Source organism: Streptomyces sp. NPDC029466, assembly GCF_055574515.1.
In genome coordinates this window covers 1-25,498 of the sequence record NZ_JBVHZH010000056.1, presented here as the reverse complement: position 1 = coordinate 25,498, position 25,498 = coordinate 1, and the positions used below count along the sequence as shown (strand labels likewise).

The window sequence follows — 25,498 nt, the reverse complement described above, 5'->3', positions numbered from 1 at the left end:
AGTGCTGTTCGTCGTCCCGCCGCTGGCCGGACACGTCAACCCCACGCTCGCGGTCGCCGCTGAGCTCACCGCGCGCGGCCACCAGGTCGCCTGGACCGGCCCCGCGGCGGCCCTGACCCCGATGCTCCCCACGGGCTCCCTGCTGTACGCGGCGGGAGACCGGGACGCGCCCGGCGGCCAGGAGCTGGGCGGCGCGCGGTGGCGCGATCTGCGGGGCATCGCCGCCCTGCGCTTCCTCTGGGCGGAGGCCCTCATCCCGCTCGCCCGAGCGATGCTGCCCGGAGTGCACGCCGCCGTCGAAGCCTTCCGCCCCGACATCCTGGTGACCGACCAACAGGCCCTCGCCGGGCCCGTGGTGGCCCGCCGGCACGGCCTGCCCTGGGCGACCTCGGCGACCACCTCGGCGGAGATCGTCCGGCCGTTCGACGACTTCCCGAAGGTGGGGGAGTGGGTGAGCCGGCGCATCGCGGCACTGCTCGCCGAGTGCGGCGCGCCCGGCGGCTGGGACCCGCGCTTCTCCCCGCACCTCGTCCTGGTCTTCTCCACCCCCGCACTCATCGGTGACGACGGCCCGGAGCGGGCCGCGGCGCACACCCGGGACGCCGTGCCCGCCGGCGCCGCCGGGCGGTACCCGCCGCAGTACGCGTTCGTCGGCCCCGCCTTCGGCGCCCGCCCGGCCGGCGGTGACTTCCCGTGGCGCCGGCTCGACCCCGGCCGCGCCCGGGTGCTCGTCTCGCTGGGCACCCTCAACCGCGCGGCGGGCGCCCGCTTCTACCCCGCGGTCCTGCGCGCCGCGGACGCCCTCGCGGACCGGGCACAGCTGATCCTGGCCGCCCCGGGCGACCTCGCCGGCGACATCCCGCCGCACATGCTGCACCAGGAGTACGTCCCCCAGCTCCAGCTGCTGCCGCACCTCGACGCGGTGCTGTGCCACGGCGGCCACAACACCGTGTGCGAGGCGCTCGCCTACGGGCTGCCGCTGGTGGTGGCACCCGTACGCGACGACCAGCCGATCGTCGCCCGCCAGGTGGCCGAGGCCGGGGCGGGGGTGCGAGTGCGCTTCGGCCGCGCGCGTGCCGACGAGCTGCACCAGGCGCTGTCCGCCGTGCTGGACGACCCGGCCCACCGCCGGGCGGCCCGCCGCATCCAGGCGTCCTTCGCCGCGGCGGGCGGCGCCGCCACCGCCGCCGACCGCCTGGAGAAACTGCGGCCCGGACCGCGCCCCGGCCCGTCCGCCACCGGCACCGCCCCGACCGACAACGAGAAGGGACCGTGAGCCACATGACGCGAGCGCACCGTTCGGGACACCGCACGCGATGGGCGGCGGCCGTCGCCGTGACGGCCCTGGGGGCGGGTACCGTACGCGCCCGCCGCAGGCTCGCCGCGCTGCCCGTGCTCGACCCCGCCGGGCCGCACGACACCGCCCGGCCGCCGCTGACCGGCTGGCAGCTGATCACCGCGCCCGGTGTCGTGGCCGACGAGGCGACCCTGCGCGCCGCGGTCGCCCACGCCACCCGCGAGGGACTGCGCGTCGTGGACTTGATCCCGGCCCACCTCGACGCCGAGAGCGTCCTCGGGCTGCTCCGGCTCCTCGACCCGGCCGCCCACCGCACGGACCGGTGCGCGCCGGGCCACGGCGCGGGCCACGCCCTGCTGGTGGCCGACGACATCCACCGGCGGGCCGGGCTCGACACCGAGGCGCCGCCGCAGTCGGTGGCCGGCCTGATCCGCCTCCTCCGCACCCTCAAGGAGTACGCCCCGGACGCCACCGGCTGGGCCATCGCCCCCGGCCTGCGGTCCCCGCACCCCGACCCGACCCGGCGCGCCGAGGAGCTCCGCGCCCGGGGCCTGCCGCCGGCCCTGCTGTCCGCCGCCCAGCTGGCGGGACTGGCGCTGCTGGTGAAGTGCGCGCTCTCGGCGCCCCGTTGGGGCGCCGCGGCGGCCGCCCTGTACTGGCTTCAGCCCGCCGCCGTACTGAGCCCGGCCCGGGGCCCGCGCCCGGCCGGACTGGCCCGCGCCACCGCGTCCCGTCCCCTGCGCTCCCTGTCCGCCGCGCTGCGCACCCTGGCCACCCCACCCGAGCAGCCCCGGGCCGCCGCCCCGGCGCGCCACGCCGCGTACACCGCCGACCTCGCCGCCGGCACCGACCGGTTCTTCGAACCCCGCCGCGCCGACTGCCCCTGGTGCTCGGCTCCCGACCCCGTCGTACGGGTCCGGATGCCCGACCTGCTCCAGGGCAAGCCCGGCCGCTTCACCCTGGAGGAGTGCCGCCACTGCGGCCATGTCTTCCAGAACCCCCGGCTCACGCCGGACGGGCTCGACTTCTACTACCGCGACTTCTACGAGGGCCTCGGTGGCGAGGGCGCCGCCCTGGTCCTCGGCCGGATGACCGCCACCTACCGCGACCGCGCCGAGCTGCTCCGGCCCTTCACCACCCCCAGGGCCTGGCTCGACGTCGGCACCGCCGGGGGGCACTTCTGCAACGCCGCCCGCGGCGTCTGGCCCGACACCCGCTTCGACGGGCTGGACATGGGCGAAGGGGTCCACGCGGCCGAACGGCGGGGCTGGATCGACACCGCCTACCAGGGCCAGTTCCCCGATCTCGCCGACCGGCTCGCCGGCCGCTACGACACCGTGAGCATGCACCACTACCTCGAACACACCCGGGACCCGCGCGCCGAACTCGACGCGGCCGTCAAGGTCCTGGCCCCCGGCGGCCATCTGCTGATCGAACTCCCCGACCCCGAGTCCCGGATCGCCCGGCTGCTCGGCCGCTACTGGCTGCCCTGGTTCCAGCCCCAGCACCAGCACCTGATGCCGGCCGGCAACCTCAAACAGGCCCTGGAGGCCCGCGGCTTCACCGTACTCGCCGAGCAGCACGGCCCCGCCCACCAGAACAACGCGGACTTCCTCGGCGCCGTCGCCCTCGCCGCGAACGGGCTCGCCCCCGACCCGCTCGCCCCCTGGGCCACCGTCCCCGCCACCCGCGCCCGCCGTGCCGCCCGAAGCGCCGTACAGGCCATGGCCGTTCCCGGCTACGCCGCCGCCCTCGCCGTCGACAACCTGCGCACCGCGATCGCGCGGGCCACCGACGGCGGCAACGCCTACCGGCTGCTCGCCCGCAAAGAGCTGGGATGAACACGGTGGACCTGGCCCGCCGCGCGACCGCGGACCCCCTGGTGCGGCTGCTCGCCCACGGTTTCGCGACGGCGTACCACCGCCGGCCCGAAGCGGTGTGGCGGGCACCGTACGCCTTCCGGCTCACCCCGCCCGCCGCGCCGCCCGGAACCGGTACGGCGCCCCGCACCGGCTGGGTCGCGGCGGCCAACTGGTATGTCGCCGCGGCCGTCGCCCCGCGCGACGACGGCATGCTGCGCTGCGGCTCGCTCCACCACCCGGCCGAGACCGCCGAACTCCCGCTCACCGGACCGGCCGGCCACGCCCCCGGCTGGGCGGCCCGCCCGTACGCCGCGCTGCGCACCCTCGCCGCCGCCGGCCTCGGCCGCGGCGGCGCCGATCTCTACCTGAACGCCACCCTGCCGGACGCCGTGGGGCTGTCCGGCGCCGAGCCGCTGGAGTGCGCCGCCGCGCTGGCGGTCGCGTCCGTGCACGCCGACCGGGGCGGCTGCCCGCCGGCCCGCGCACAGCTGGCGCGGCTGCTGGCCGCCGGAGTGCCCGGCGATGACGCGCTGCGCCGGGCCGTGCTCTTCGCCCGGCCCGGCCGGCTGCTGGCACCCGACGGCAGTTGCCGGCCGCTTCGCGCCCCGGACGGCGGCCCGCAGCCGAGCCTGCTGCTGGTGACCGCCCGCCGCTCCACCGGCGGCGCCACGGCCACCGCCACCGCGCTCGCCACCGCGGTCCACGACGCCCTGCGCGCCGGTGCCTGGTCCGCCTCGTGGCCCGGACAACGGCCGGGCCGCAGCGTGCTGCTGCTGATGCCGCCCGACCGGCGCGCGGCGGTCCGGGACGCGGTGGCCGAAGCCTGCCGCCGCTGCGACCTGCCCATACCGCGCTTTCTGCGGATCGCGGTCGCGGACGCGGCCCGACGCGAGGACTGACCACCCCCACCCGTCCCTCACCCCCCGGACAAGGAGCTGAGAACCAGATGAGACGCACAGCGATCCGCCTGCGCAGGGCGGTCGTGGCGACACTCGGCACGCTCGGCCTGCTCGCCGTCGCCTCCGCGGCGGACGCCCGGACCGTCCGGTCCGCGCTGCCGTCCTACGACCATGTCGTGATCGTGGTCTTCGAGAACAAGCAGTACGGCGAGATCATCGGCAACGCCCAGGCGCCCTACCTCAACCAACTCGCCCAGGACGGCGCCGAACTGACCGGCATGAAGGCCCTCACCCACCCCAGCCAGCCGAACTACTTCAACCTCTTCTCCGGCGCCACCCAGGGTGTCACCGGCGACGGCTGCTACACCGCGCAGTCGCTGTCCGCCCCCAATCTCGGCCAGGAGCTGATCGCGGCCGGCAAGACCTTCGCCAGCTACAACGAGGGACTGCCCAACGAGGGCTCCACCACCTGCTCCAGCGGCCGCTACGCGCAGAAGCACAACCCCTGGTTCGCCTTCAAGAACCTGCCGGTGACCACCGGCAAGACCTTCGCGCAATTCCCCAAGGACGACTTCACCAAGCTGCCGACGCTGTCCTTCGTCATTCCGGACATGTGCAACGACATGCACGACTGCGCGGTCGGCAGCGGCGACACCTGGCTCAGGAACAACCTCGACTCCTACGCCCGGTGGGCCAAGGACCACAACAGCCTGCTGATGGTGACCTGGGACGAGGACAACTACCTCGGCTCCAACCGGATCGCGACCGTCTTCCACGGCGCCCATGTCAAGCGGGGCGCGGTGAGCGGCGACTACAACCACTTCAGCCTGCTGCGGACCTTCGAGGACATGTACGGCACCGGCCACGCGGGCAACGCCGCCACCGCCACCCCCGTCACCGCGGCGTTCGACACCGGCGGCACCGAACCGCCCGGCGACGACCTCACGCTCACCACCCCCGGCCCGCAGACCTGCCGCTTCGGCCGGTCCTGCACCGTCCAGCTGACCGCCACCGGAGGCACACCCCCGCTCACCTACCGCGCCACCGGCCTGCCCCTGGGCCTGACCCTCGACGCCGCCGGTGGCCGTATCACCGGCAGACCGTGGCAGACCGGCACCCTCCCGGTCACCGTCACCGCCACCGACGCCAGGGGCGCCACCGCCACCGCCGACTTCCCGCTCACCGTCAACTGGTTCTGACCGGCGACCGGCGAGCGACAATGGCGACTGACCACCGACGACCGGCGTGTGCGGGGCGGCACCCGCCTACGCCACCGGCCACCCCCGCAAGGAGGTGGCCGGTGCCGTACCGCCCGCGGTGACCGCGGGTCCCGGGATGCCTGTCAGCGGCGCCGTACCAGCGGGAACGGCAGCGTCTCACGGATCGACAGACCCGTCAGGAACATCACCAGCCGGTCCACGCCGATGCCCAGACCACCGGTCGGCGGCATCGCGTACTCCAGCGCCTGGAGGAAGTCCTCGTCCAGCTCCATCGCCTCCGGGTCACCGCCGGCCGCCAGCAGCGACTGCGCGGTGAGCCGCCGACGCTGCTCGACCGGGTCGGTCAGCTCCGAGTAGGCGGTGCCCAGCTCGGTGCCGAACGCGACCAGGTCCCAGCGCTCGGCGAGCCGCGGGTCCTTGCGGTGCTGCCGGGTCAGCGGCGACACATCGGTCGGGAAGTCCTTGTAGAACGTGGGGAGTTGAGTCTTCTCCTCCACCAGGCGCTCATACATCTCCAGCACGATGTCGCCGCGGCCCATCTCCGGCTTCACCGGCACCGCCGAGGCATGGCACAGCCGGCGCAGCCGGTCCGGCGCGGTGTCCGCGTCGACCTCCTCACCGAGCGCCTCGGAGATCGCGCCGTAAACGGTCTTGACCGGCCAGATCCCCGAGATGTCGTGCTCGACGAGCTTGCCGTTCCCGTCCGCCTTACGGGCGGTGGCGCTGCCGAACGCGGCGATCGCCGCACTCTGGATCAGCTCCCGGGTCAGGTCCAGCATCACGTCGTAGTCGGCGAACGCCTGGTACGCCTCCAGCATCGTGAACTCGGGGTTGTGCTTGTAGGAGATGCCCTCGTTGCGGAACGTCCGTCCCATCTCGAAGACCTTCTCCATACCGCCCACACACAGCCGCTTGAGATATAGCTCCGGCGCGATCCGCAGATACAGATCGAGATCGTAGGCGTTGATATGGGTGTGGAACGGACGGGCGTTGGCGCCGCCGTGGATCTGCTGGAGCATCGGCGTCTCGACCTCCAGGTAGCCGCGGTCGATCAGCCCCTGGCGCAGCGCCTGCACGGCCGTGCTGCGCGCCCGCAGGTTGTCCCGCGCGTCCGTCGAGACCACCAGGTCCACATACCGCTGGCGGACCTTGGCCTCCGGGTCGGACAGCCCGCGCCGCTTGTCGGGCAGCGGCCGCAGACACTTGGCCGTCAGCCGCCACCCGGTGACGAACACGGTGAGCTCGCCGCGGTCACTGCTGCCGACCTCGCCCTCCGCCTCGACATGGTCACCGAGGTCGATGTCCGAACCGAAGCGGTCCAGCAGTTCCTTGCCGCTGCCGTCCCGGGTCAGTGCGATCTGGAGATCGCCCGACCAGTCGCGCAGCACCGCGAAGAGCACCCCGCCGTGGTCACGGGTGAGCAGCACCCGCCCGGCGACGCTGACGGACTTGCCGGTGCGCGTACCGGGCGCGAGCTCCGGGTACTCGTCGCGGACCTCGCCCAGGGTGTGCGTACGCCGCACGCCGACCGGATACGGGTCGGTGCCGGCCTCCCGCAGCCGCTCCAGCTTGAGGTGGCGCACCCGCACCTGCTCGGGCAGCGCGGCCAGCTCCTGTGCGTGCTGCTCCTCATCGGTGGCCGGCGCCGCCTTGACCAGCCCGAGTTCGTCCAGCGAGGGCAGACCGGCGGTGCTCGCGGGGGCCAGCACCCGCTTCTTGTGGCCCTTGCCCCACAGCGCGCCCAGGCTCGGTACGTCGACGAAGCCCTCGGCGATACCCGAGCCCAGGGCGATCCGGGCCAGCGCACCGGCGTCCGCGTAGCACAGGAACCGCGGATACCACTCCGGGTTGTACTTCGCGTTGGAGCGGTAGAGCGCCTCCAGCTGCCACCACTTGGAGAAGAACAGCAGCAGCCGGCGCCAGACCTTCAGCACCGGGCCGGCCCCGATCCGGGCGCCCTCCTCGAAGGCGGAGCGGAACACCGCGAAGTTCAGCGAGATCCGGCGCACGCCCATCGCCCCGGACTGGGCGCAGAGCTGGGCCACCATGAACTCCATGACGCCGTTGGGCGCGCTGCGGTCGCGGCGCATCACGTCCAGCGAGATGCCGTCCGTGCCCCAGGGGACGAACGACAGCAGCGCGATCATGTTGCCGTCACCGTCGAACGCCTCGGCCAGCAGGCACTCCCCGTCCGCGGGGTCGCCCAGCCGGTCCAGCGCCATCGAGAAGCCGCGCTCGGTCTCGGTGTCCCGCCAGGCGTCCGCCCGGTGGATGACCTCCTGCATCTCCTCGTCGGTCAGCGCGGAGTGGCGCCGGACGCGGAAGGTGGCACCGGTCCGCTCGACGCGGTTGACGGCCTGGCGGGTCACCCGCATCTCCCGGCCGGCCAGGTCGAAGTCCTTGACGTGCAGGATCGCCTCGTCGCCGAGCTGCAGCGCGTTCAGACCGCTGCGGGCGAACGCCTTGGCGCCGTCCTCGCTCGCGCCCATGACGGCCGGCTGCCAGCCGTACCGCCCCGCGACCTCCAGCCATGCCTCGATGGCCTGGGTCCATGCCTCACGGTCACCGACCGGGTCACCGCTGGCCAGGCAGACCCCGGCCTCGACGCGGTAGGTGACGGCGGCCTTGCCGCTGGGGGAGAAGACCACGGCCTTGTCGCGGCGGGTGGCGAAGTAGCCGAGCGAGTCCTGGCTGCCGTAGCGGTCCAGCAGCGCCCGGATGCGGTCCTCCTCGTCACCGTGCAGCGCGGCCTCCATCCGCTGCGAACGGAACAGCGTGGCGGCCGCGTTCAGCAGCGCCAGCGCACCGAGCAGACCGAGCACGGCGCTGATCCAGTGCGGCGGATGCCCCTCGACGAGATGGCCGCCGACCAGCCCGCCGCAGACCCGGTTGGCCGTCCACAGCAGCCGGTTGGCGGCGCCGGCCTCCAGCGTGCCCGGGGCCAGCGACACCATTCCCCAGCCGATCAGCACCGCCGCCACGAGCCCGCCGACCAGCACCAGGATGGCGCGCAGGAACGCACCGCGCCGGGTGATCGCGTAGAACTCGCGGTGCGAGACGAGCAGCAGCACCAGCGCCCCGGCACACAGCACCAGGGAGAACGAGAACTCCCAGAGCCGGTAGGCCAGGAACAGCGCGTCGGCCAGGATGACCAGCACCATGTAGGCCACCACGAACCACAGCGCCACCCGTTTCCGGGCGGTCATCGCCGCGCCCAGGAGGAAGAGGAACGCCGCATAGGCGAAGTTCGGCGCCACCGGGATGGTGAGGGTGTCCAGCCAGTAGATCACCGGCTGGAGTCCGCGCCGGAGCGGCCCGATCAGCGCCGTCAGGGCACAAAAGAGCCCCAATACGCTGAAGATGATGGCGAAGCCATTGGGGACCCGGCGCTGGAAGCGCCGCCACCCCGTGAGTTGTTCCTGGTCCTGCACGGTGCTCATTCCGTCACACTAGGCTCTGAAAGGGGTCAGCTGCTCGACGCGGGGGCGCTGTTTCGCCGCCACGGGGATCGCCGGTCGTGCCAGTCTCCGATCCCCGTGGTGTGGTCGTCTTTCCCTCGTACGGAGGACGGGGCGATCCCGGCGGGGTCACCCATGTGGACCTTGCCACAAACCCGCCCCAGGTCCGAGTCGGTGCAACTCCGGCTGATGGTGAAGTTCAGGTCATAGTCGCCGGAAAAGTAGCGCCCGCCGCCGGAATCCACCCCGTCGAGCTCCGCCCGCAGCCTGACCTCGGTGCCCGGTTTCCAGCGCTGTGCGGGCCGCCAGCTCACCTGGTCCTTGCCGTTGGGGTCCTTCGTCCAGTGCCAGGAACCGGTCGTCCGGTCGTCGGTGGTGACGCGCAGCCGGCGCTCCACCGCGGGCCGGTCGGTCACCGGGTGGTCGAAGGTGAGGGTGAGCAGCCGGTCGACGGCGACCACGGCGTCCTGGGTGCCGGGGTCGAGCACCAGCGTGTTGAGCCTGGCCGGCTGCGCGGTGGTCAGCGACTCCCTGGCCGCGCCGACACCGCCCCGGTCGCTCCTGGTCCTGGCGACGATGGAGTACTTGGTGGCCGGGGCGATCTCGGCGCTGGAGGTCCAGAAGGTGCCGTCGGCCCCGAACCCGCCGGGCAGCCGCCGGCCCCTGGGGTCGGTCACCGTCACCTCGGTCAGCACGCCGCCCTCCGCGGTCACCTTCAGCTTGTCGCCGGCCTGCACGGTCCTGGTGCCGCCGGCCGCCCCCAGCGCCACCTTCACCGGGTCGGCCACCGGCGCCGGCGCCGTGATGCCCGCGCAGGCGCTGAGCGTGCCCGCGCCGACGGCCGTGACCAGGGCGAGTGCGGGGCACCGCCGCCGGAACGTCCGGTGGCGGAGGGAAGGGGGCTGGCTCATCTGGGGGCTTTCCGTCGGCAGGGGGGAGGGCGGCGCTGTCGGCCGCTAAGACGACCGATCGCCACCCTCCGTTGCGGGGAGTGATGTGATCCACGCCACGGTGGTGTGACCTCCCGCCCGTGCCGCCACCGTTCCCGGCATCCCGCCGCCCTGTGACCCGCAGTGATCACCCGATCGGAGCACCCGGACAAGAACCGGACATACCCTGAAATACGCCAAACTGGCCACCCCTTGCCGTCCGTTCGGGCGGCGGTTGAGGAGGTGTGCGTCCCGTGGCGATTTCCATCTCGGTCGTCCTGCTGCTGGTGGTCCTGGCCGTGATCTTCCTGCGCAGCGGCAAGCTCAAGTTCTCGCACGCCCTGGTGTGCGCGCTGCTCGGCTTCTATCTGGCGAGCAGCAGCCTCGCCCCGGACATCCACCAAGGGCTGTCCGGCGCCGCCGACGTGGTGAGCAGCCTGCGTCCGTAACGAGGGCGGCCCGGCGGGAGGCGCGGCGCCGCGGTCGCGGCGCCGTCCGTTCAGCCGGCGGAGAACACCCCGAGTGCATTGGGTACCGGCCGCTCGGCGCCCCCGGACGGATGGTTGCGGACCGTGGCCCCGTAGGCGTCGCCGGTGACCAGGGTCGAGGAACCGCCGCCGTCCAGGTCCATCGCGTCCCGCGCCCCCAACTGCGCCATCAGCTCCGCCAGTTCGCGCACCGTCAGGCCGGTCTGGCCCGGTGCCCCGTCCAGCGCCATGAGATACAGCATCCGGCCGCCGTCCCCGGTCCCCGCGGACGTACGCACCGCCACGGCGGCCGTGTCCAGTCCGGCCAGCGGCGCACCGTCCCGCACGATCGGGAAGCCGCCCACCGCACAGCGCAGGCGGCCGTGCCCCCGGCCGGCGAGGTAGGAGCTGACGTTCACCGGCTCACCGAGGCGCAGCCCGCGCAGCTGCCGCGCCCCTTCCTCCCGGCCCACCAGCACCACACTGCCCACGGCCACCCCGCCGGCGCCCGGCACCTCCCCGATGGCCGTCACCCGGCCGTGCCGGACCGTCACCTCCGCGGTCTCCGTACTGCACGGCGCCGCCCGGTCGGTATCCGTCCCGCAGGTGGCGCGCAGGCGGGACGCCGGACCCCACTGTGCGGTGTACGCGCCGATCCCGCCGACCGGCAGCGCGTACTGGTTCAGTCCGCGCAGCGGCAGCGCTCCCTGGCCGGTCAGCACCGCACCGCGCAGCGTGAGCCGGTCCAGCCGGGCGCGGCGGTCATAGCCGACGCCGATCACGTCCTCGGTGGTCGCCCCGGGCGGCATCGCCGGTCCGAACCGCTGCCCGTCGGGCACCGCGCCCTTCAGCTGCCGCCCCGCGGCCACCGCCGGGCCGACCGCGGCACCGGTCGGCTGCACCCCCGGGTGCTGGGTCTCGGTGATGTTGAAGAAGTCGCCGTTGACGGCCCCCACCGCCCGGCGCTCCGCGGCCAGTTGGGAGACCGGGGACCGTGCGCCGACCGCCCCCGGGTAGAGCAGATCCACGGTGACCCGCGGATCGGCCAGATCGACGGTCAGCAGATGCCCGTGCACGGTGCCGCGCGGCAGCGTCATCCGGAACTCGCCGTAGACCACACCGGGTGCCACCGGCACGGCACCCGAGCGGCGGAGATCCGTTCCCGCGGCCGCGGCCGGCGATCCGCCCGTCACCCCTCCGCCGGCCAGCACACCCCACGCCACCAGCACCGTCAGCATCGCGCGAACCCGACCGAATCGCCGCTTCACGATCCCCCCTGACCTCACGTCAACTGTCCCAGGCGCCGGAGACGCTCACTATGACCCGGAGGTGTCAGGAATCCGTAGACCGGCGGAACGGCCGTCGTGTCGCCGGACCGGGTCATCCGGCGTGTGCCAGGAGACGTCGTTGACCAGCTGGAGATAGCGCGCCCAGTCCCAGAACTCACCGGGGTCGGTGTGGTCGGTGCCGGGGATCTCGACATGGCCGATGATGTGCTCCCGGTCCTTGGGGATCCGGTAGCGGTCACAGATGGCGGCGGTGAGCAGGGCGGACTGCTCGTAGAGCGGGTCGGTGAACCAGGTCGGGTCGTCGATCCAGCCCTCGTGCTCGATGCCGATGCTGCGGGTGTTGTAGTCCCAGTTCCCGGCGTGCCAGGCGACGTCCCGTTCGCGGACGCACTGGGCGAGATAGCCGTCGGCGGACCGTACGACATAGTGCGCGGCCGCCTTGTGCGCCGGGTCCTGGAACAGCTTGAGGGTGTCCCGGTAGGTCTCCTGGGTCACATGCACCACGACCCGCTCGACCGGATACTGCGCCGGGCGGTCGGCGGCGGTGAAGTTGCCCGGGCTGGCCGGAACCCAGTGGACCGGGGGGTAGGCGCCGCCGGACGGTGTCCGCCGGCGCGTGGCGGCGGCGGTGGCGCCTGCCGTGAGGGGGGTGAGTGCGGCGGACGCGGCGAGCGCGGCCGCTCCGGTCAGCAGGCGCCGGCGGGCCGGGTGGCGGGGGGCGGGCTCCATGTGAACTCCTGACAAGGACCGAGGGGTGGTCGCGTACATGTCACGCACATGCGGTGCGTTCATGATGCGCAACAGGGCACGGCCTGCCAAGGGAATGGCCGTTCTGCCAATGGCTCGACCAAAGGCAGAACGGCGCAGGTCAGGAGGGGCACGGGGTACCTGATCGGGCGTCACCCGGGTGCCACGCCGACGGCGCTGACGGCCGCTCGTGGACGCGGCACCCGGGTGCGTGGACCCCGCCGGTCAGTGGCCGATCTCGACGTCCTCCAGAATGCCCAGCGCGTCCGGCACCAGCACCGCCGCCGAAAAGTAGGCACTGACCAGGTAATTGATGACCGCCTGGTCATTGATGCCCATGAAGCGCACCGAGAGGCCGGGCCGGTACTCGTCCGGGATGCCGGTCTGGTGCAGTCCGACCACGCCCTGGTTCTCCTCGCCGACCCGCAGCGCCAGAATCGAGCTGGTCTGGTCCGGGGTGACCGGGATCTTGTTGCAGGGCAGCAGCGGAATGCCCCGCCAGGCACGGACCGTGCTGCCCTCGACCTCCGCGGTGGTGGGGTAGATACCCCGGGCGTTCCACTCCCGCCCGATGGCCGCGATCGTCCGCGGATGCGCCAGCAGGAACTGCGTCTTACGGCGCCGGGAGATCAGCTCGTCCAGGTCGTCGGGGGTGGGCGGGCCGCTGCGGGTGTGGATGCGCTGCTTGAGGTCGGCGTTGTGCAGCAGCCCGAACTCGGGGTTGTTGACCATCTCGTGCTCCTGGCGCTCCCGCAGCGCCTCCACGGTCAGCCGCAGCTGCTGGTCCAGCTGGTTCATCGGGTCGTTGTAGAGATCGGCGACCCGCGAATGCACCTTCAACACCGTCTGGGCGACGCTGAGTTCGTACTCCCGCGGCGCCAGTTCGTAGTCGGCGAAGGTGCCCGGCAGCATCGGCTCGCCGACATGGCCCGCGGCGAGTTCGATGGCCGCCTCACCGTGCTTGTTCTGCGCCGGCACCAGCGCCGCACCGACGTCCGCGAGGTGGGTGCGCAGCGACTCCGACCGGCCCAGCACCTCCTCCAGGTCACTGCGGTACAGGGTCAGCGCGGTCACCCGGGTCACCGCCCGTACGGAGTGCTCCCACTCCGCGTCCGCGGTCAGCAGCGCCGCCGCACCGATCGCGTCACCGTCGGCCAGCACCCCCAGCACGGTCTCGTCGCCGTACTTGCCGGTGCCGATACGGTCGAGCTTGCCGTGGGCGATCAGCACGATCCGGTCGGTCGGCCCGCCCGCCCGGGCGAGCACATCACCGGGCGCGAACTCGCGCTGGACGAACCGGTCCGCCAGCGCCTCCAGCGCCGAGGCGTCGGCGAAGCCGCGCAGCGGCGCCAGCTCGCGCAACTCGGCCGGAATCACCCGGACTTCGGACCCGGTCGAGACGAACTCCACCCGTCCGTCACCGAGGGTGTGGGTAAGCCGCCGGTTGACGCGGTACGCACCGCCGGAGACCTGCGTCCAGGGCAGGATGCGCAGCAGCCAGCGGGAGGAGATCCCCTGCATCTGCGGCACGGTCTTGGTCGTGGTCGCCAGCTTGCGCGCTGCCGCGGTGTCCAGGCTGGAGCGGGTCTGCTCGGGCGCGGACGCCTGCGGGCCGGACGTCGGGTCCACCGATGTGGTCATGAGGAAGGCTCACCTGTTCTTGTCTGTGCGGTGCGTAGATCGGTGCGGTGCGCGGAAATGCCCGCGCGCCAGGACGGCGGGAAATGCCGGGGCGCGGCCGCTTTTCCGCCGGAGGTCTTTCAGTGGCCGATCTGTACGTCGTCGAGAACACCCAGCGCATCGGGCACCAGAATGGCCGCCGAATAATAGGCGCTGACCAGATACTTGATGACCGCCCGGTCGTCCATGCCCATATAACGTACCGAGAGACCCGGCTCGTATTCATCGGGAATTCCGGTCTGCTGCAGGCCGACCACGCCCTGCTGCTCCTCGCCGGTGCGCAGCAGCAGCACCGAACTCGTCCGCTCCTTCGTCACCGGAATCTTGTTGCACGGGAAAATCGGCACCCCGCGCCAGGAGGGCAGCGAATGCCCCATGAAATCGACCGCGGTCGGATAGAGCCCGCGGGCGCTGCACTCCCGCCCGATGGCCGCGATCGTCAGGGGATGCGCGAGCAGGAAGCCCGGTTCCTTCCAGACCGTCGCGAGCAGATCGTCGAGGTCGTCGGGGGTGGGCGGGCCGGTGCGGGTGTGGATGCGCTGCTTGAGGTCGGCGTTGTGCAGCAGCCCGAACTCGGGGTTGTTGATCATCTCGTGTTCCTGACGCTCCCGCAGCGCCTGGATGGTCAGCTTGAGCTGCTCCTCCACCTGGTTCATCGGATCGCTGTAGAGGTCGCCGACCCGGCTGTGGGTGCGCAGCACGGTCTGCGCGACGCTGAGTTCGTACTCCCGGGGCGTGACGTCGTAGTCGACGAAGGTGCCGGGAAGGGACGGCTCGCCCTGGTGGCCCGAGGCGACGGAGACCGCGGACTCCCCGCTCGCGTTCGTCGGCTGCGCGGTGCCCTGGCCGGCCGCGGCCAGATGCTCGCGCAGCCCGGGGGAGCGGTCGATGATCTCCTGCGCGGCCTGCCGGGACAGCGTCATGACGGTCACCCGGGTCACCGCCCGATAGCTGAACTGCCAGGTCCCCTCGGAATCGGTGAGCGGCTCGTCGCCCAGGTGGTCCCCGCCGGCCAGCGCTTCGAGCACCGTGTCCTCGCCGTATTTGCCGGTGCCGATACGGTCCACCCGGCCGTGCACCAGCAACACCAGCCGGTCGCCCGGCCCGCCGGCTTCAACGATGAGTTCACCGGGCGCGTATTCCTGCTGGGTGAAGCGGTCGCCGAGCGCCGCCAGCACCTCGGTATCGGTGAACTCCCGCAGGGCGGGCAGCTCGCGCAGCTCCTCGGGGATGATGGCAACATCACTGCCACTGGTGTCGAAATCGATGCGCCCGTCGCCGAGGGTGTAGGTCAGCCGGCGGTTCACGCGATAGGTGCCACCGGAAACCTGCACCCAGGGCAGCAGCCGCAGCAGCCATCGGGAAGTGATGCCCTGCATCTGTGGCGCGGTTTTGGTGGTGGTCGCCAAATTCCGCGCCGCGGTGGTACTCAGGCTGGAATTCCGGGCCTCTTCCGCGGTGCCGTGCAGCGATTCATCGGCAATGGTCACAGTGCCACCTGTCTCCTCGAACGGTGCGATGCGGCCCGCCCCGAAACCCCGTTTCAAGGCAGTTCCGCGGCGGCCCGCCGAACCGAAGGTAGTGGTGCTGTTTTTATCGGCACAATCGCTCGATTGGGTGGCATGGAATTCCCGCTCCCTGGAAAGGTTTAGCGGGCTCAATTCCGGGGAGAGTGTGCCGGGGCGCAGCAATGGAGGGGGTCGTCCAGGACGCCTTGGAGCGCCGCGTGTGCCGCTCCGAGCAGCGGTCCGTCGGCGCCCAGCCGGGACACCGTCACCGTCGGCCCGCCGGCCCGCCCGCTCTCCGCCGTGACGGCCGTCCGCAGCGTCAACTCCCGCTCCAGGGACGGCAGTACCCAGGGCGCCAGCCCGGCCAGCGCACCCCCGAGGACCACCGCCTGCGGATCGAGCAGATTCACCGCCCCGGCGAGCGCGATGCCCAGCGCCGTCCCCGCCTCGTGCAGGGCGCGGACGACGGCGGCGTCCCCGTCGGCGGCCCGGCGAGCCAGCAGACCGATACGGGCACCCGGCCCCGGATGTGCCGCCGCCCGCTCGGGGGTGAGCCCGCCCGCCCGCAGCACGGCCGGTTCCCCCGCGTACTGCTCCAGACAGCCACGGCCGCCGCAGTCGCACGCCGGGCCGTCCGGATACACCGGCACATGCCCCAGCTCCCCCGCGAAGCCCCGGGCGCCCCGCAGGAGTTGGCCGTCCACGACGACCGCGGCACCGATCCCGGCCTCCGCCGACACATGCACGAAGTCCGGTGGCGGGGCGGGCCGGCCGGCGTCTCCGCCCAGCCGGAGTTCGGCCAGCGCACCGAGGTTGGCCTCGTTCTCGACGGTGAGCGGGACGGTGAACGAGCCGTCCTCCGGGGCCGTCACCCCGGCCAGCCCCGGTGCGAGATCGGCCGCCCGCCAGCCGAGGTTGGGGGCGTGCACCACGGTCGTGGCGTCGCGGGCCACCAGACCGGGCACCGCGACCGTCAGCCCGGCCGGCCGCAGGCCCTCGCCGGCCATCTCCGCGGTCACCTCGGCGAGCAGGCCGGACAGCTGCCGCAGCACCGGCCCGGGAGCGCGGTGCCGGTTCGCGGCATCGGCCGCGACCCTGGCCCGGACCCGCCCGCGCAGATCGACCGCGCACACCGCCAGGTGGTCGACGCCTATCTCGGCCCCTATCCCGGCCGGGCCCCGGTCGCTGACCGTCAGTTCACTGCCCGGCCTGCCCCGGCCGCCGGTCGCCGCCCGCCCCGTCTCGACCAGCAGCCCGGCCCGCAGCAGCTCGTCGACGAGCGGCGCCACCCCCGCCCGGGTCAGCCCGATCCGTGCGGCCACCGCCGGCCGGGAGACCGGGCCCTGCGCGGCCACGGTCCGCAGCACCCGGGCCAGATTGCGCCGCCGGATGCCGTGCTGGGTGTCGCCGCCGGGCGCGGTCATGAGCTCTCCAGAGGGTGCGAACGGGAGCCGGTCCACGGCTGCGGGGGTACGGTCACGGCCGCAGCAGCGGCGCGCCGTCGGCGAGCGTCGCCGACAGCCGCTCCCAGGCGGCCTCGTCCCGCGGCCGCGCCTCGTACTCCGCGCCGCGCGCCGTCCCCCAGCGGCGCGCCACCGCCGCCGGATCCTCCTCCAGCAGCAGCCCGGCCGCCTGTGCCGCCGCCCCGAGCGCCACCAGCTCCTGCGCCTCGGGCACCACCACCGGACGGCCCGACAGCCGGCGCACGGTCTCCCGCCAGGCCCGGCCCCGGGCGCCGCCGCCGATCAGCAGCAGCGGCGCATCGGGCGCGGCGTCCGCGTCCAGCACCCGGTCCAGGGCCTCCAGCAGGGTGAACACCGCGCCGTCGTAGGCCGCCTGAAGCAGCTGGCCGGCCGTGGTGTCGTGCCGCAGCCCGTGCACCAGCCCCGAGGCGCCGGGCAGATTCGGGGTGCGCTCCCCGTCCAGGTACGGCAGCATCACCACCCCGCCGCCCTCCTCCACGGCCTCCCGTTCGCGGCCCAGCAGCGCCGCCACCCGGTCCACGGCGAGCGTGCAGTTCAGGGTGCAGGCCAGCGGCAGCCAGTCGCCGCGGGCGTCGGCGAAGCCCGCCACGGTGCCGGACGGATCGGCGGGCCGGTGGGTGGAGACCGCATAGACCGTCCCCGAGGTGCCCAGACTCAGCACCGGCAGGCCGGGGCGCAGGCCCAGACCGAGCGCGGCCGCCATGTTGTCGCCCGTGCCGGCGGCCACCAACGCGCCCTTGGGCAGCGGCAGATGACCGGCGTGTACGGTCCCGGCGGCCTCACCCGGCAGCGCCACCCGCGGCAGCAGCGCCGGGTCCAGCCCGACGTGCGCCAGGATCTCCGCGTCATAGGACCCGGTGGACGATGCCCACCAGCCGGTCCCGGACGCATCGCCGCGATCGGTGACGGCCTCGCCCGTCAGCCGCTCGGTGAGGTAGTCGTGCGGCAGCCGCACCGCGGCGGTGGCGGCGGCCGCGGCCGGCTCGTGCTCGCGCAGCCAGGCCCACTTGGCCACCGTGAACGCCGGTCCCGGCACGCTCCCGACCCGGTCCGCCCAGGCCCTCGCACCGCCCCGCTCCGCGATCAGCCGCTCGCTCTGCGGCGCCGGCCGGACGTCGTTCCACAGCAGGGCCGGACGCACCGGCTCGCCGGCCGCGTCCAGCGTGACCAGCCCGTGCTGCTGCCCGCCGACGGACACCGCCGAGGCCTGCCGCACCGCGTCGCCGCACTGAGCCAGCGCCTCACCCAGCGCCTGCCACCACTGCCGTGGGTCGCTCTCCTTGCCGGCGCCGCCGCCGACCGTGTGCGGCGCCTGGCCCCGGGCGAGGACCTCACCGGTCACCGCGTCCACGACCAGCGCCTTGGTGGACTGGGTGGAGCTGTCCACCCCGACGACCAGCGGTCCCGCAGCCTGTGCGGCCATCGTGCACTCTCCCTCGGAGGCCCGTCATCCGTGCTCTCGGTCCAGGGGGTTCCCCGGTGTGCTGTCGCATATTAGTTTGGCCGCGGCAGAATTTGTAAAGTGCCTTGACGAAATGATCGAGGGAGTCGCGATGAGCCGTCAGCCCACGCCCGCGGACAAGTTCAGCTTCGGCCTGTGGACCGTCGGCTGGCAGGGCCGGGACCCCTTCGGGGACGCCACCCGCCGCGCCCTGGACCCGGTGGAATCGGTGCACCGCCTCGCCGACCTCGGTGCGTACGGCGTCACCTTCCACGACGACGATCTGATCCCGTTCGGCGCCGGCGGCATCGAGCGCGAGGCGGCCGTCAAACGCTTCCGGCAGGCCCTGGACGCCACCGGCCTGATCGTCCCGATGGCCACCACCAACCTCTTCACCCACCCCGTCTTCAAGGACGGTGCCTTCACCGCCAACGACCGCGACATCCGCCGCTACGCCCTGCGCAAGACCCTCCGCAACATCGACCTCGCCGCCGACCTCGGCGCCCGTACCTATGTCGCATGGGGCGGCCGGGAAGGCGCCGAATCCGGCGCGGCCAAGGACGTACGGACCGCCCTGGACCGGCTGAAGGAGGCCTTCGACCTCCTCGGTCAATACGTCATCGAGCAGGGCTACGACCTGAAATTCGCCCTCGAACCCAAGCCCAACGAGCCGCGCGGCGACATCCTCCTGCCCACCGTCGGGCACGCCCTCGCCTTCATCGAACGGCTGGAGCACCCCGAGCGCTTCGGCGTCAACCCCGAGGTCGGCCACGAGCAGATGGCCGGGCTGAACTTCCCGCACGGCATCGCCCAGGCGCTGTGGGCGGACAAGCTCTTCCACATCGACCTCAACGGCCAGAGCGGAATCAAGTACGACCAGGACCTCCGCTTCGGCGCGGGTGATCTGCGTGCTGCTTTCTGGCTCGTCGACCTGCTGGAAACGGCCGGCTATGACGGGCCGCGGCACTTCGACTTCAAGCCGCCGCGCACCGAGGACCTGGACGGCGTCTGGACCTCGGCGGCCGGCTGTATGCGCAACTATCTGCTCCTCAAGGAGCGCGCGGCGGCCTTCCGGTCCGACCCGGCCGTCCAGGACGCGCTGCGGGCCGCGCGCCTGGACCAGCTGGCCCGCCCCACCGCCGAGGACGGCCTGGCCGGCCTGCTCGCCGATGCCACCGCCTACGAGACGTTCGACGTCGAGGCGGCGGCCGCCCGTGGGATGGCCTTCGAGCATCTGGACCAGCTGGCGCTGGAGCATCTGCTCGGGGCGTTCTGAGGGCCGGGTCCGGGCCCGGACCTGCTCACCCGAGCAGGCCGCGCAGAAAGGCTATTTCGGCGGCCCGCTGCTCACCGCCGCCGCTCTCATGGGCGTTGAACCGCCACACCTTCAGTTCCTTCTCGCCCGCGTAGTGATGGAAGGCGGCGAAACCGGTGGACGGTGGGGTCACCTCGTCGCGCAGTGCGGTGCCGAAGAGTGCCGGGGCGGTGGCGCGGGCGGCGAAGTTCAGGCCGTCGAAGTGGTCCAGGGTGTGCAGCGCGGTGTCGATCCGGTCCCGTGCCCCCGCGAAGTAGCGGGTGAGTTCGCCGTACGGGCCGACGTCCGTGACCTCCAGCGCACGGCGGATGTGCGTCAGGAACGGCGCATCGATCAAGGCCCCCGCCAGGCCGGGGACCAGGCCCGCCACCGCCAGCGCCGCGGCGCCGCCCTGGCTGTGGCCGGCGACCACGACCCGGTCGGAGTCCACCGCGCCATGGCCGCGCGCCGCCTCCACGGCCCGTACCGCGTCGGTGAACAGCCGCCGGTAGTAGTAGCCGTGCGGATCGAGCAGTCCCTGGGTCAGCTTGCCGGGGACCCCCGGATTGTCGGAACCGACCGGATCGGGGGTGTCACCGGGCCGGTTGGGGCCGCTCTGCCCACGGGTGTCCATGACCAGCGTGGCGTAGCCGGCGGACGGCCACAGCAGCCAGTCGTGCGGCAGCAGTCGCCCGCCCCCGTATCCGAGGTACTGCACGACGCACGGCAGCGGTCCGGCGGCCGCGCGCGGGAGCAGGAACCAGCCGCGGACGGGATGCCCGCCGAAGCCCGCGAATGTCACGTCATGGGTGTGCAGCAGGGCGAGCCCCGCATCGACCTCGGTGAAGCACGGGTCGAGGGCATGGGTGCGGGCCTCGACGAGGGTGCGCCGCCAGAACGCGTCGAAGCCGGCCGGCTCCGGACGCGGTGGGCAGTAGGTGTGCAGCGCGTCCAGGGGAAGGTCGGTGAACACGGAAAGCCTCCGGGCCGTAGGCTGGCTTGCTGTCTGTCGCCAACGGTGCCCAGGGGCCGGACATTTCAGACGTGAATTGTTCCAGGTTGGTCACCGAGTCCCGTAAAACCGAGTAAAGAAGCGATCATTTCCGCCATGAGCTTTCCTCCGCCCCCGCCGAATCAGCCGAACCAGCCGCCCAACGCCCCTCCGGGCGGCTTCGGCCCGCCGGCCGGTGCCTACGGGCCGAGCGGTCAGGGTCAGGGCGGATACGGCCCGGGTGGCTACGGCACGCCCCCGGGCGGCCAGGCCCCCGGCGGCTACGGCCCGCCCGCGGGCGGCTATGGTCCGCCCGGACCCGGCGGCCCCGGCGGCTGGCAGCAGCCCCCCGGCCCGCCCGGCGGTGGCGGCAACGGCAAGACCATCGCGGCGATCATCGGCGGTGGCGTGATCGTGCTGGCCGCCGTCATCACCATCATCGTGGTGGCCAACAGCGATGACGGCGGCAACCACCGCGCCCAGCCGTCCGGTTCGAGCACCAGCGCCACCCCGTCCGAGAGCGCGTCCCCGACGCCCTACGACGACCCCACGCCCACCGCGTCGCCCACCGGCGGTGACTTCGAGAAGTCCCTGCCGACGCCCTCAAACGGCAAGATCCCCTTCTATCTGCTGAAGGTCGGCGACTGCTACGACCGCCCCGCGGACGGCGGCGGCAACAACGACGAAGCCTCCTGCAACGGCCCGCACGACGCCGAGGTCGTCGCCACGCACCGTCTGGGGTCCGGGCTCACCACCGAATCGGGCATCCAGAGCAAGGCGGCCTCGCTGTGCCGCGACGAGCTGGAGCGCAAGGCGGCCCAGCAGCCCTCCGGCACCGCCGAGGGCACCTACGTCCAGTACCCCAGCCTCAGCGGCTACCGGCTCGGCATCAAGACCATCAGCTGTAGCCTGACCGGCAACCGTTCGCTTACCAAGAAGCTCACCAAGCCGCTGTCCTGACCGCCGCCGCGGAGGTCAGCGGACCACCACGGGGCGAGGGCAGGACCACCACGGGGCGGGGGGGGGGGGGGGGAGGCCCCCCGCTCCCCCCCCCCCCCCCCCCTCGGCTTCCCCCCACACCCCCCCCCCCCCCCCCCCCCCCCCCCCCCCCCCCCCCGTCGGTGCGCGCACCGCGGCAGTTCGGTGCCCGAGGGCTCAGCCCCCGCTCAGCGATCCACCCGCTTGCCCGCGGCGCCGGTGTCCGCGACCTCGCCGACCTCGGCGGCCGCCGGATCCAGCACCCGCGCCAGAAACGTCCTGGTCCGCTCGTGCTGCGGGGCCCCCACCACCTGCTCCGGGGTGCCCTGCTCGACGATCACGCCGCCGTCCATGAACACCACCCGGTCGGCGACCTCCCGGGCGAAGCTCATCTCATGGGTGACGACGAGCATCGTCATCCCCTCCTGCGCCAGCCCCCGCATCACCGCCAGCACATCACCGACCAGCTCCGGGTCCAGCGCCGAGGTCGGCTCGTCGAAGAGCATCAGCTCCGGGTCCATCGACAGCGCACGGGCGATCGCCACCCGCTGCTGCTGCCCGCCCGACAGCTGCGCCGGATAGGCGGCCGCCTTGTCGCTCAGCCCGACCCGTTCGAGGTTGGCACGGGCGACCCGCTCCGCCTCCGTGCGGTCGCGGCGCAGCACCCGCCGCTGGGAGATCGTGAGGTTCTCCAGCACGGTCAGATGCGGAAAGAGGTTGAAGGACTGGAAGACCATCCCGATCCGCCGGCGGACCCGGTCGATGTCCACGTCCGGGTCGGTGACCTCGGTGCCGGCCACCACCACCCGGCCCGCGCTCGGCTCCTCCAGCAGATTCACACAGCGCAGCAGGGTCGATTTCCCGGAGCCCGAGGGCCCGATGACACACACCACCTCACCGCGCGCCACCGAGAAGTCGATCCCGCGCAGCACCTCCAGCTCCCCGAAGGCCTTGCGCAGGCCCTGTACGTCGATGGCCTTCGCGTCCACCGTCTCCGGTGCCGCCTGCTCGGTCGTCACGCCGCTCACCTGGCCTTCGCCGTACGGGCCTCCAGCCGACGGACCAGCTGGCCGAGGGGGAGGGTGATCACGAGATAGAGCAGCCCTGCGATCAGGATCGGGGTCAGGCTCTTGTGCTCATTGAGCGCGTCCCGGCCGAAGTTGGCCAGTTCGAACTGGGTGAGGGAAAGACCCAGCAGATACACCAGCGAGGAGTCCTTGGTGAGCAGAATCAGTTCATTGGTCAGCGGCGGCAGCACGATACGGAACGCCTGCGGAATGACGATCGAGGCCATCGCCCGCCCCTGCGACATTCCCAATGAACGCGCCGCCTCCGTCTGCCCCTTGGGGACGGCCTGAATGCCGGCCCGGATGGTCTCCGCCATATAGGCCGCACCGACCAGCCCGAGCGACAGCATCACGGTGACGTTCATATCGAGCGCGACCTCGAAGGCCAGCGGCACACCGAAGCCGAGGGCGATGAACACCAGTAGACAGGGGATACCGCGGAAGAACTCGATATAGGTGACCGCGATCCAGCGGTAGGGCGGCACCGACGAGAGCCGCATCAGCGCCAGCACCAGCCCCAGCGCCAGACCGAAACCGAATCCGAGCAGGGTGTAGAGGACGGTGTTCACCAGTGCCGTGGTGATGATCTCCGGGAAGAGCGCCTTCGCGACCTCGACATCGAAGAACGCCATCCGCAGCTGGTGCCAGTCGGCGATCAGCGCGAAGACCACCACGGCGGCGACCAGCACGCCGTACTGCACGCCGCGGGTGATCCGCGCGCGCTGTCTTTTGGACACAGACATAACGGGCGGCCTCAGCTCTGCGGGGTGGTGCCGAACCACTTCTTGTAGATCCGGTCGTAACTCCCGTCGGATTTCGCCTTCTTCAGCGCCGCGTTGATCTTCTTGCGCAGCGCGTCATTGCCGGTGCGTACGCCGATGCCGTAGTGCTCACCCGTGTTGAATTCCGCGGTGACCTTGGTGTCCGGGTTCTGCTTCACATAGTCGAAGAGCACCCCGTTGTCGTTGATGCCGGCATCGACCTGGCCGGACTTCACCGCGGTCAGCAACAGCCCCAGGTCCTCGAACTCCACCAGTTCGACGCCCTTGCCGTGGTCCTTGGCGTAGATCCCGCCGGTGGTGGCCTTCTGATAGCCGAGCTTCTTGCCCTTGAGATCCTCGATCTTCTTGACGGGCTTGCTCTTCTTCGTCAACAGTGCCTGGGTGGCATTGAAATAGGGGTCGGAGAAATCCATGACCTTGTCCCGCGCGGCCGTGATCGTCATGCCGGCGGCGGCCAGGTCGCATTTGCGGATGGTGAAGTCCTGGCCGGTCTCAATGCCTTCGAAGGGCGTGTTGACGATCTCCTGCTTGACGCCGAGATCCTTGGCGACCAGATCCACCAGATCCACATCGAATCCGACGACCTTGCCGTCCTTCTTCACCTGGAACGGTGCGTACGGCAGGTGGGTGCAGGTCTTCAGGGTCCCGGAGGAGACCAGTTCCAGGCCGCCGGACCCCTTCTTCCCGTCGGACTTGGTGCTGCTGCACCCCGCCAGGACGACGACGGCCGTGGCAACGGCTATGACAGGCAACGCGGAGCGAGCGGACACTGGTCCTCCAGAACGGATACAGATCATCCAAGCCGTGCATGCTGCGATGTGGCTGCATCCTGCCATCGGCCCGGGGCTCTGTCGCCGCCCCGTCGGTTGCGTCTGTGTAACGCCTTGGGCCCGCGTCCGGAGCCGCGAGCGCCGCCGGTCCCGCTCCCGGCGCCCGTCAGCGGCCGAGCCCGGCCGCCAGCTCCGCGATCGCCTCCGGCCCCACCCGGCAGCAGCCCCCGATGAGCCGGGCACCGTCCGCGGCCCAGGCGGCGACCCGGTCCGCGCTGAACTCCGGGCTGCCGCACCACGCCCGGGCCGCCGCGTCCCAGCGCTCCCCGCTGTTGGGATAGACCACCACCGGCTTGCCGGTGATCTGCGCCGCCAGCGGCACCGCCCGGTCCGCGTCGTCCGGCGCGCAGCAGTTCACCCCCACCGCGATCACCTCGTCCGCCTCCGCCGCCACCGCGAACGCCTCCGCCAGCGGCTGCCCGGCCCGGGTCCGGTCCCCGGCGACGCTGTACGACAGATAGGCCGGGACACCCAGCCCGCGCACCGCCCGCAGCAGCGCCCGGGCCTCCTCGGCGTCCGGCACCGTCTCCAGCGCCAGCACATCCGGCCGGGCCGCCGCCAGCACCTCCAGCCGCGGCCGGTGGAACCGCTCCAGCTCCGCCACCGACAGCCCGTAGCGGCCGCGGTATTCGGAGCCGTCGGCCAGCATCGCGCCGTACGGGCCGGCCGAGGCGGCCACATACAGCGGCCCGGTGACCCCGGCGGCCGTGGCCCGTCCGGCCGCCTCACGGGCCAGCTCCACGCTCCGGGCCAGCAGCTCCGCCGCCTGTTCCGTGCCGATGCCGCGCCGCGCGAACCCCTCGAACGTCGCCTGATAGCTGGAGGTAATCGCGACCTGCGCCCCGGCCTCGTAGTACGCCAGATGCGCCCGGATGACGGCCGCGGGCTCCTCGGCCAGCAGCCGTGCCGACCACAGGGCGTCGCTGAGGTCGTGCCCGGCGGCCTCCAGCTGGTTCGACAGCCCGCCGTCGAGGACGACCGGCCCCGCGGCGAGGGCGTCGGCGAGCGGCGGGAACGTGCTGACCATGGTGCGGAGCCTCTCGGTGCTGCGGGACGCGCGGGTACCCACGCCTCACCCAAGATCGTAGTGCCGGGCGGTGAGCGCGGCCCTGGCCGGCGCCTTCGCGTACGCCGCCGGTCGGCTCTTCGCGCAGGGGCGTGGGGGGGGGGGGGGGGGGGGGGGGGGGGGGGGGGGGGGGGGGGGGGGGGGGGGGGGGGGGGGGGAGGGGAGAGGGGGGGGGGGGGGGGGGAGGTGGGGGGGGGGGGGGGGGGGCA

General features: G+C 72.7%; 20 protein-coding genes. 7 read left to right on the top strand and 13 right to left on the bottom strand.

What is annotated here, in order from left to right; all coding sequences use genetic code 11:
* Position 1 precedes the first annotated feature (1 nt).
* Genes ACZ4XD_RS32250 through ACZ4XD_RS32235 form a run of 4 tightly spaced genes read left to right on the top strand, consistent with a single transcriptional unit; the run spans position 2 to position 5,257 of the window.
* Positions 2–1,276 carry a glycosyltransferase gene (locus ACZ4XD_RS32250; RefSeq protein ID WP_468047984.1) on the top strand — a complete coding sequence of 425 codons (1,275 nt, stop codon included), beginning with the start codon at positions 2–4 and terminating at the stop codon, positions 1,274–1,276.
* 5 nt (positions 1,277–1,281) lie between these two features.
* The gene (locus tag ACZ4XD_RS32245) at positions 1,282–3,138 is read left to right on the top strand and encodes a methyltransferase domain-containing protein (RefSeq protein ID WP_468047952.1); all 1,857 of its coding nucleotides are present in this window, start codon (positions 1,282–1,284) and stop codon (positions 3,136–3,138) included.
* Positions 3,135–4,058 carry a galactokinase gene (locus ACZ4XD_RS32240; RefSeq protein WP_468047950.1) on the top strand — a complete coding sequence of 308 codons (924 nt, stop codon included), beginning with the start codon at positions 3,135–3,137 and terminating at the stop codon, positions 4,056–4,058. Before ACZ4XD_RS32245 ends, ACZ4XD_RS32240 begins: the two co-directional genes overlap by 4 nt.
* Positions 4,059–4,105: 47 nt before the next feature.
* A complete protein-coding gene (locus tag ACZ4XD_RS32235; RefSeq protein WP_468047948.1) occupies positions 4,106–5,257 on the top strand; it encodes an alkaline phosphatase family protein in 1,152 nt (383 codons plus the stop codon).
* Positions 5,258–5,400: 143 nt separating this feature from the next.
* On the opposite strand, the gene lysX is transcribed toward ACZ4XD_RS32235, so the two are convergent.
* Both lysX and ACZ4XD_RS32225 read right to left on the bottom strand, forming a co-directional pair.
* Positions 5,401–8,718, bottom strand: a complete 3,318-nt coding sequence (gene lysX / locus ACZ4XD_RS32230; protein WP_468047946.1) for a bifunctional lysylphosphatidylglycerol synthetase/lysine--tRNA ligase LysX — start codon at positions 8,716–8,718, stop codon at positions 5,401–5,403.
* A 26-nt stretch (positions 8,719–8,744) separates the two neighbouring features.
* A complete protein-coding gene (locus tag ACZ4XD_RS32225) occupies positions 8,745–9,647 on the bottom strand; it encodes an Ig-like domain-containing protein (protein ID WP_468047944.1) in 903 nt (300 codons plus the stop codon).
* Positions 9,648–9,919: 272 nt separating this feature from the next.
* On the opposite strand from ACZ4XD_RS32225, the gene ACZ4XD_RS32220 reads away from it, so the two are divergent.
* Positions 9,920–10,114: a hypothetical protein gene (locus ACZ4XD_RS32220; protein WP_387236296.1), complete on the top strand. Its 195-nt coding sequence runs from the start codon at positions 9,920–9,922 to the stop codon at positions 10,112–10,114.
* A 50-nt stretch (positions 10,115–10,164) separates the two neighbouring features.
* On the opposite strand, the gene ACZ4XD_RS32215 is transcribed toward ACZ4XD_RS32220, so the two are convergent.
* The 6 genes from ACZ4XD_RS32215 to xylB all read right to left on the bottom strand — a co-directional run bounded on the left by ACZ4XD_RS32215 (position 10,165) and on the right by xylB (position 18,263).
* Positions 10,165–11,370, bottom strand: a complete 1,206-nt coding sequence (locus tag ACZ4XD_RS32215) for a phosphodiester glycosidase family protein (RefSeq protein ID WP_468047982.1) — start codon at positions 11,368–11,370, stop codon at positions 10,165–10,167.
* 78 nt (positions 11,371–11,448) lie between these two features.
* Positions 11,449–12,150, bottom strand: coding sequence for an N-acetylmuramoyl-L-alanine amidase (locus ACZ4XD_RS32210; RefSeq protein WP_468047941.1), 702 nt, complete (start codon positions 12,148–12,150; stop codon positions 11,449–11,451).
* A gap of 243 nt (positions 12,151–12,393) precedes the next feature.
* Positions 12,394–13,809: a family 2B encapsulin nanocompartment shell protein gene (locus ACZ4XD_RS32205; RefSeq protein WP_468047940.1), complete on the bottom strand. Its 1,416-nt coding sequence runs from the start codon at positions 13,807–13,809 to the stop codon at positions 12,394–12,396.
* Between the two features lie 119 nt (positions 13,810–13,928).
* On the bottom strand, positions 13,929–15,338 hold the full coding sequence (locus ACZ4XD_RS32200) for a family 2B encapsulin nanocompartment shell protein (RefSeq protein ID WP_468047938.1): 1,410 nt from the start codon (positions 15,336–15,338) through the stop codon (positions 13,929–13,931).
* 167 nt (positions 15,339–15,505) lie between these two features.
* A complete protein-coding gene (locus ACZ4XD_RS32195) occupies positions 15,506–16,780 on the bottom strand; it encodes an ROK family protein (RefSeq protein ID WP_468047936.1) in 1,275 nt (424 codons plus the stop codon).
* A gap of 52 nt (positions 16,781–16,832) precedes the next feature.
* Positions 16,833–18,263, bottom strand: a complete 1,431-nt coding sequence (gene xylB, locus ACZ4XD_RS32190; protein ID WP_468047933.1) for a xylulokinase — start codon at positions 18,261–18,263, stop codon at positions 16,833–16,835.
* Positions 18,264–18,393: 130 nt separating this feature from the next.
* Between xylB and xylA the strand changes: the two genes are divergently transcribed.
* Positions 18,394–19,557, top strand: a complete 1,164-nt coding sequence (xylA, locus tag ACZ4XD_RS32185) for a xylose isomerase (protein WP_468047931.1) — start codon at positions 18,394–18,396, stop codon at positions 19,555–19,557.
* Positions 19,558–19,582: 25 nt separating this feature from the next.
* On the opposite strand, the gene ACZ4XD_RS32180 is transcribed toward xylA, so the two are convergent.
* On the bottom strand, positions 19,583–20,548 hold the full coding sequence (locus ACZ4XD_RS32180; RefSeq protein ID WP_468047929.1) for an acetylxylan esterase: 966 nt from the start codon (positions 20,546–20,548) through the stop codon (positions 19,583–19,585).
* A gap of 135 nt (positions 20,549–20,683) precedes the next feature.
* Between ACZ4XD_RS32180 and ACZ4XD_RS32175 the strand changes: the two genes are divergently transcribed.
* The gene (locus tag ACZ4XD_RS32175; protein ID WP_468047927.1) at positions 20,684–21,526 is read left to right on the top strand and encodes a hypothetical protein; all 843 of its coding nucleotides are present in this window, start codon (positions 20,684–20,686) and stop codon (positions 21,524–21,526) included.
* Between the two features lie 206 nt (positions 21,527–21,732).
* Here the strand turns inward: ACZ4XD_RS32175 and ACZ4XD_RS32170 are convergent, their stop codons facing one another.
* From ACZ4XD_RS32170 to mmuM, 4 genes are all read right to left on the bottom strand, one after another.
* On the bottom strand, positions 21,733–22,563 hold the full coding sequence (locus tag ACZ4XD_RS32170) for an amino acid ABC transporter ATP-binding protein (protein WP_386682995.1): 831 nt from the start codon (positions 22,561–22,563) through the stop codon (positions 21,733–21,735).
* A 5-nt stretch (positions 22,564–22,568) separates the two neighbouring features.
* Entirely contained in the window at positions 22,569–23,354 is a 786-nt protein-coding gene (locus ACZ4XD_RS32165) for an amino acid ABC transporter permease (RefSeq protein WP_042160743.1), read from the bottom strand.
* Between the two features lie 11 nt (positions 23,355–23,365).
* Complete coding sequence (locus ACZ4XD_RS32160) at positions 23,366–24,163, bottom strand: basic amino acid ABC transporter substrate-binding protein (RefSeq protein ID WP_468047924.1); 798 nt, start codon at positions 24,161–24,163, stop codon at positions 23,366–23,368.
* A 166-nt stretch (positions 24,164–24,329) separates the two neighbouring features.
* Entirely contained in the window at positions 24,330–25,250 is a 921-nt protein-coding gene (gene mmuM, locus ACZ4XD_RS32155; protein ID WP_468047922.1) for a homocysteine S-methyltransferase, read from the bottom strand.
* Positions 25,251–25,498: the final 248 nt, after the last annotated feature.

Bases quoted from the DNA above. Each gene is read 5' to 3' on its own strand.
- lysX (WP_468047946.1), bottom strand. From the start codon at position 8,718: ATGAGCACCGTGCAGGACCAGGAACAACTCACGGGGTGGCGGCGCTTC.
- ACZ4XD_RS32245 (WP_468047952.1), top strand. From the start codon at position 1,282: ATGACGCGAGCGCACCGTTCGGGACACCGCACGCGATGGGCGGCGGCC.
- ACZ4XD_RS32165 (WP_042160743.1), bottom strand. From the start codon at position 23,354: ATGTCTGTGTCCAAAAGACAGCGCGCGCGGATCACCCGCGGCGTGCAG.
- ACZ4XD_RS32210 (WP_468047941.1), bottom strand. From the start codon at position 12,150: ATGGAGCCCGCCCCCCGCCACCCGGCCCGCCGGCGCCTGCTGACCGGA.
- ACZ4XD_RS32240 (WP_468047950.1), top strand. From the start codon at position 3,135: ATGAACACGGTGGACCTGGCCCGCCGCGCGACCGCGGACCCCCTGGTG.
- ACZ4XD_RS32205 (WP_468047940.1), bottom strand. From the start codon at position 13,809: ATGACCACATCGGTGGACCCGACGTCCGGCCCGCAGGCGTCCGCGCCC.
- ACZ4XD_RS32195 (WP_468047936.1), bottom strand. From the start codon at position 16,780: ATGACCGCGCCCGGCGGCGACACCCAGCACGGCATCCGGCGGCGCAAT.
- ACZ4XD_RS32235 (WP_468047948.1), top strand. From the start codon at position 4,106: ATGAGACGCACAGCGATCCGCCTGCGCAGGGCGGTCGTGGCGACACTC.
- ACZ4XD_RS32175 (WP_468047927.1), top strand. From the start codon at position 20,684: ATGAGCTTTCCTCCGCCCCCGCCGAATCAGCCGAACCAGCCGCCCAAC.
- xylB (WP_468047933.1), bottom strand. From the start codon at position 18,263: ATGGCCGCACAGGCTGCGGGACCGCTGGTCGTCGGGGTGGACAGCTCC.
- mmuM (WP_468047922.1), bottom strand. From the start codon at position 25,250: ATGGTCAGCACGTTCCCGCCGCTCGCCGACGCCCTCGCCGCGGGGCCG.
- ACZ4XD_RS32225 (WP_468047944.1), bottom strand. From the start codon at position 9,647: ATGAGCCAGCCCCCTTCCCTCCGCCACCGGACGTTCCGGCGGCGGTGC.
- ACZ4XD_RS32215 (WP_468047982.1), bottom strand. From the start codon at position 11,370: ATGCTGACGGTGCTGGTGGCGTGGGGTGTGCTGGCCGGCGGAGGGGTG.
- xylA (WP_468047931.1), top strand. From the start codon at position 18,394: ATGAGCCGTCAGCCCACGCCCGCGGACAAGTTCAGCTTCGGCCTGTGG.